This window comes from Cellvibrio sp. BR, assembly GCF_000263355.1.
Classification (GTDB): Bacteria; Pseudomonadota; Gammaproteobacteria; order Pseudomonadales; family Cellvibrionaceae; genus Cellvibrio.
This window is the reverse complement of sequence record NZ_JH668201.1, coordinates 1152895-1159122: the sequence shown is the minus strand read 5'-3', so window position 1 is coordinate 1159122 and position 6228 is coordinate 1152895. Positions and strand designations below refer to the sequence as shown.

3 protein-coding genes are annotated in these 6228 nt (G+C 49.1%); all 3 read left to right on the top strand.

Annotated features, from left to right (window positions below; all coding sequences use genetic code 11):
* The coding region (locus O59_RS10310; protein ID WP_040391851.1) for a putative Ig domain-containing protein at positions 1–2104 on the top strand (2104 nt) is incomplete at its 5' end.
* 34 nt (positions 2105–2138) lie between these two features.
* Complete coding sequence (locus O59_RS10305; protein ID WP_007642304.1) at positions 2139–3647, top strand: sensor domain-containing diguanylate cyclase; 1509 nt, start codon at positions 2139–2141, stop codon at positions 3645–3647.
* A 165-nt stretch (positions 3648–3812) separates the two neighbouring features.
* Complete coding sequence (locus O59_RS10300; RefSeq protein WP_007642301.1) at positions 3813–6170, top strand: DNA translocase FtsK; 2358 nt, start codon at positions 3813–3815, stop codon at positions 6168–6170.
* The last annotated feature ends 58 nt before the right edge of the window (positions 6171–6228 follow it).

Sequence of the window (6228 nt, the reverse complement as noted above, 5' to 3'; positions counted from 1 at the left end):
GCTGAGTTTTGATCCAGTAACCCGTACTTTCAGTGGTATACCAACGAATGGTGATATTGGAGCTGTATCAATTGATGTTATTGCCGATGATGGCAATGGCGGTATCGTAACGGACACGTTCAATGTTGTTGTTGCTAATACTAACGATGCCCCTATAGTTGCGAATACCATCCCCAATCAAAACACAGCCGAAGATTCTGCGTTTAATTTCCAGTTCAACAGTAATACATTTGCAGATGCCGATGTTGGCGACACTTTAACTTACACTGCTCAGTTGGCTGGCGGGAGAGCATTACCTGCATGGTTGAGTTTTGACCCCGCTATTCGCACCTTTAGCGGCATACCTGCAAATGGCGATGTTGGAACGGTATCAATTGATGTTATTGCCGATGATGGTAATGGCGGTACAGTGACAGACACGTTCAATATTGTTGTGGCTAACACAAACGACGCTCCCACTGTCGAAAATGTTATTCCTGATCAAAACGCGACGGAAGATTCTGCGTTTAACTTTCAATTCAATAGCAATACATTTTCCGATGTTGATGTGGGGGATACCTTAACTTACACCGCGCAGTTGGCTGGCGGCGGTGCATTGCCTGCATGGTTGAGTTTTGACCCCGCTACTCGCACTTTTAGCGGTACACCCGTAAATGGCGATATTGGAACGGTATCGATTGATGTTGTTGCCGATGATGGTAATGGCGGTACCGTAACGGACACGTTCAATATTGTTGTCGCTAATACTAACGATGCCCCTATAGTTGCGAATATCATCCCCAATCAAAACACAGCCGAAGATTCTGCGTTTAATTTCCAGTTTAACAGTAATACATTTGCGGATTCTGATGTTGGCGACACTTTAACTTACACCGCGCAATTAGCTGGCGGGGGAGCATTACCCGCATGGCTGAGTTTTGATCCTGTTTCTCGGACTTTTAGCGGTACACCAACGAATGGTGATGTTGGGGCTATATTGATTGATGTTATTGCCAATGATGGTAATAGCGCAGCGACTGATACGTTTATGATTGCTGTCGTAAATGTGAATGATGCGCCTACGGCAATTACAATTGATAATATGACGATGGTTGCAGGTGATGCACCGCAACAAATTGATTTGCGAAATAAATTTTTTGATATCGAAGATGTAGTAACGCTTAATTTTGAATTAATGGGGAATAGTAATCCTGACGCGGTAATTGATGTCCAGATGGATCAGAATACCGGGATGATGACGATTGTGGTGTCATCCGAGAATGCGGGTGAATCAATTATTCGCTTGCGAGCAATTGATTCTGATGGCGCGTGGGTCGAGTCCAGTTTTAAAGTCACTGTGTCTGCTAAAGAGCCGCCAGTTGCGCCTCCAGTAATTATTCCGCCCGTGATTGTCGCCCCGCCTATTATTACTCCGGATGTTGATGAAACTACACCGCCGACAATCCCTGATCCCATTATTCCTCCTGTTGTTGTGTTGCCTGAAACTCAAAATCCCGGCGTTATTCCGCCAACAAATGGAGACGAGTCAACACTTTCGCCTGCTTTGCCGGATGAACCTGATATTACAAGCGAAGGGGTTGACCAGGAGCTACTTGTGAATGGGGATGAGTATGACTCTCCATACAATGTGGTGGAGGATAAATCTGCACAGGATTATGAACGTGTAGTGCAACTACTTAATTCTAATGCACTGCAGGTGTCTAGCTTAACGGCGTCCACATCGCTGGTCAGTTTGATTGTACCCGATGCCGGTTTTGCGCCGTGGGAAGCCGCGGAGTTTGATAGTGAAGTGCGGCGTATTCGTGCGCAAATGGATGAGGCACTAGAGGAAGAGCATGATCGTAAAGCACTGATTGCTGGCATTAGTTTTTCATTGACTACCGGTTTGTTGATTTGGTCGCTGCGTGCCAGCAGTTTATTGCTGGCAATGGTTTCTATGCTGCCTCTGTGGCGCGGCTTAGATCCGCTGCCTATTCTTGATGAAGTGAATAAGCGCAAAAAAGAATTGGAGCAACAGCGCAAAGATCGTAAACATGAAGATAAAAATGCTAAAGAAGTGGGGTATCTTTTTGATCACGCCCAACAAAAAACCAAAGATGTGTAATTATTTTTCTACTCAACGCTGTTAAGGAATTTGAATGTTTACTATTACACCTGCCGTGAGGTTGAGTGTGGGGTTGGTGATTCTCACCGTCTCTTTATTGATTCTCGCGCAAGCGATTGGTTTGGCGCCCGGTGCTGAGCGTCAGCAGTTGGATGTGCGCAAACGTTTAGCTGAAACTCTGGCGTCCCAAGTCAGCGTGGCGATTATGCGGGGCGATGAGTTATTGCTACAGTATTTACTTGAGTCCTCTGTGGAGCGCAATCCGGAGATCTTATCGGTAGCCGTCAGGCACAATAATGGAAACCTGGTGGCGAAAACCAATGCGCATGAAAAATTTTGGGCTGATGCAAAAGAACATGAATCCACACCCACGCATATTCGTTTCCCGGTAATGACCAATGGCGCAAAACGTGCCGAATTTGAAATTAGTTTTGAGCCATTGTTGCATGACCGACACCCTGTTTTTGGTGTGCCTACTTTTGTACTGCTGATTATTTTTATTTCACTCAGTGGTTTTGTGGGGTTTTGGTTTTACATCAAACGTGCACTCAAACATTTGGACCCGAGTGCAGTGGTGCCAGCGCGAGTGCGCAATGCATTAAATATTTTGGCGGAGGGCGTGTTAATTTTGGATCGGCGCGAACAGATAGTTCTGGCTAATACTGCTTTACTGGAAAATTTGCGCCGCACGGAGGAATTTTTGCTAGGCAAAAAAGCCAGTAACTTGGGTTGGTTTGTCGATCCCAAGAGTGTTGATAACGAATACCCCTGGATGCGTGCTATCGCTGAGGGCATCAAACAAACCGGGGTTCGCGTTTTATTACCTATGGGCGATGATGGCGAAAAAATCTTTCATGTAAATGCCGTGCCAATTCTGGATGCCAAAGGCGCAATACAAGGCACTATTGCGGTATTTGAGGATATTACAGAGCTGGAGGGGAAAAACCGTTTGTTGGAGGATATGGTGCAGCAACTGGCCGCGAGCCAGGCAGCGATTGAAACCAAAAATAAAGAGCTTACCTACCTCGCAACACGGGATCCACTGACTAATTGTTTTAATCGCCGCGCGCTCTACGAACATCTCAATGGTAAATTTGACGGTGCACGCGCTTCCGATGCCGAGTTTAGTTGCATCATGGCTGATATCGATTTTTTCAAAAAAGTGAATGATACCTATGGTCATGCCGTGGGCGATGAAGTGATTAAAATGGCTGCTAACAGTTTGCGCGAAGTAGTGCGCGATATGGATATGGTAGCGCGTTTTGGCGGTGAAGAATTCTGTGTGATTTTACCCGGTGCCCCTATTGAACAAGCGCAGATGATTGCGGAGCGCTGCCGCGAAAAAATCGCTTCACAAGTCACCAACGGTGTCAGCGTAACCGGCAGTTTTGGTGTGACCTCCATGCGTATGGGGGCGATAAGTTCCAGTCAGCTCATCCAGCAGGCAGACGAGGCTCTTTATTACTCCAAACAACATGGGCGCAATCAGGTGACTCGTTGGGCACCCGGTATGGAAAGCCTGATTGCTGAAACGCAGCATTAAATTCCCTTGGTTGCTCGCAAAACAACCATGAATACCCGCACTTGTGCGGGTTTTTTCATTCATTTCCCCGCAGAGTGATCTTGCCGGTGGTAAATCTGCCGCCAGTAATTACAATAGCCCTCGTTTATTAATTAGTGCCTTTGTATCTCAATCGGGACATTTCCATTGAAATCAGTAACTCCGCAACGCCGTACTCCTGCATCTGAACAAGCTTCCAGCTTGCTCGTTCGCCTGCTGAAAGAGGGGGCGCTCATTGGTTTGGGCGCGATCTGTCTGTACCTGTTGATCGCCATGGTCAGCTATGACCCTCTGGACCCGGGTTGGTCCAAAACGGGCGAAAATACCCAGGTACAAAATGCGGGTGGCTCCTTCGGCGCCTGGATTGCCGACGTATTTTTCTCGCTGTTTGGTTACCTCGCATACTTGTTTCCGGTGATGATTGCCTATCGCGCCTGGTTAGTGCTTAAGGATCGCACCCGTCAGGATGCTATCGATTGGTTGTTTTTTGGTTTACGTGCGGTGGGCTTGGTATTGGTTATGGTTGCCGGTACTGGCATCGCTGCCATGCATTACAGCGACGGTGCCTCGGTATTACCTTATTCCAATGGTGGCTTGTTAGGTGCTGCTGTCTCTGACGGTATTTTTGACGCGTTCAACTACACCGGCGGCACACTGTTGATGCTCAGTATGTTTTTGGTGGGCATGACAATTTTTACCGATCTCTCCTGGCTTAAGCTCGCTGAGGATATTGGGCGATGGATTAGCATCGGCGTCAATCGTGGGCTGGAAAAATGGCAGGTTTACCAGCGTGAGCGGGCGGAAAAGCAAATCGCCGTAAAAGCGCAGGAGCATCGCCGCGAAGTGGTGGAGCAGCACGTTAAACAGGAAGCCAAGCGCGTGGCCCCGGTAATTATCACCGAGCCACCCAAAAAGAAGCCTGCGCCCAGTCCGCGCATTGAAAAGGAAAAGCAGCCGTCGCTCTTTGAATCTATCGAGCCGGCTGTGGGTACTTTACCGCCATTGAACTTGCTTGATCCTGCCGATAAGCGCAGTGACAAAGGCTATTCCAAAGAGTCGTTGGAAGCCATGTCGCGCATGCTGGAACTCAAACTAAAAGACTTTGGTATCGAGATTGAGGTGGTGTCGGTACAGCCCGGCCCGGTGGTGACCCGGTTTGAGATCCAACCTGCGCCAGGTATTAAAGCCAGCCGTATTTCCGGGCTTGCCAAAGACCTGGCGCGTTCGCTGGCGGTAGTCTCAGTGCGGGTGGTAGAAGTTATTCCCGGCAAATCAGTGATGGGGATTGAAATCCCGAACGCACACCGCGAAATGGTGCGCCTGTCGGAAGTGATTTCATCTGAACTCTACGAGAACTCCAAATCAGTGCTTACCATGGCGTTGGGTCACGACATCTCCGGGGAGCCGGTGGTGGCTGATCTTGCCAAAATGCCGCACTTGTTGGTCGCAGGTACTACCGGCTCTGGTAAGTCTGTGGGTGTAAACGTGATGTTGCTCAGCCTGCTGTATAAATCCACGCCCAAAGAAGTACGCTTGATGTTGGTGGACCCGAAAATGCTGGAGTTGTCGGTCTACGAAGGTATCCCGCATTTGCTTACGCCGGTTATTACCGACATGAAAGACGCGGCCAACGGGCTGCGCTGGTGTGTGGGGGAAATGGAGCGTCGCTATAAGCTCATGGCCGCCATGGGGGTACGTAACCTCGCTGGTTTTAACCGCAAGGTGGACGATGCCATCAAAGCGGGGGAGCCAATTAAAGACCCACTATTCAAACCGGAAGAGAACTTTGAACCCGGTGCTGAAGTGGCCACTGCGCCTGATCTGGAAACCCTGCCAGCCGTTGTGGTCGTGATCGACGAATTTGCCGATATGATGATGATTGTCGGCAAAAAGGTAGAGCAGCTCATCGCCCGTATTGCGCAAAAAGCCCGTGCAGCGGGTATCCATTTGATTTTGGCTACCCAGCGCCCATCGGTAGATGTAATCACCGGCTTGATTAAGGCCAATGTCCCGACGCGTATGGCGTTCCAGGTTTCGTCCAAAATCGATTCGCGTACCATTCTCGACCAAGGCGGGGCAGAGCAGTTACTTGGGCATGGCGATATGCTTTATTTGCCGCCCGGCACCAGCGTGCCAGTCCGTGTTCATGGCGCTTTTGTGGATGACCACGAGGTTCACCGCGTGGTAGCCGATTGGAAAAAACGTGGTGAACCCAACTATATCGATGGCATTACCGATGACAGCAATAATTCGATTCCAGTGCCTGGCATGCCGAGCGAAGGTGGTGAAGAGGGCGGCGATAATGAAAGTGATGCGCTGTACGATGAAGCTGTGGCTTTTGTGATCGAATCGCGCAAGGCTTCCATTTCCTCGGTACAGCGAAAATTGCGCATCGGTTATAACCGTGCCGCACGTCTAATTGAAACCATGGAAATGGCGGGTGTTGTTTCCGCGGCGGGTCACAATGGTAACCGTGAAGTTTTGGTGCCGGGCGGGCGCGATTGATTTATCTCAGGTTCATCTGCACCCGATAGGATTCCGGTGTCAGTAACTTAATACTCTT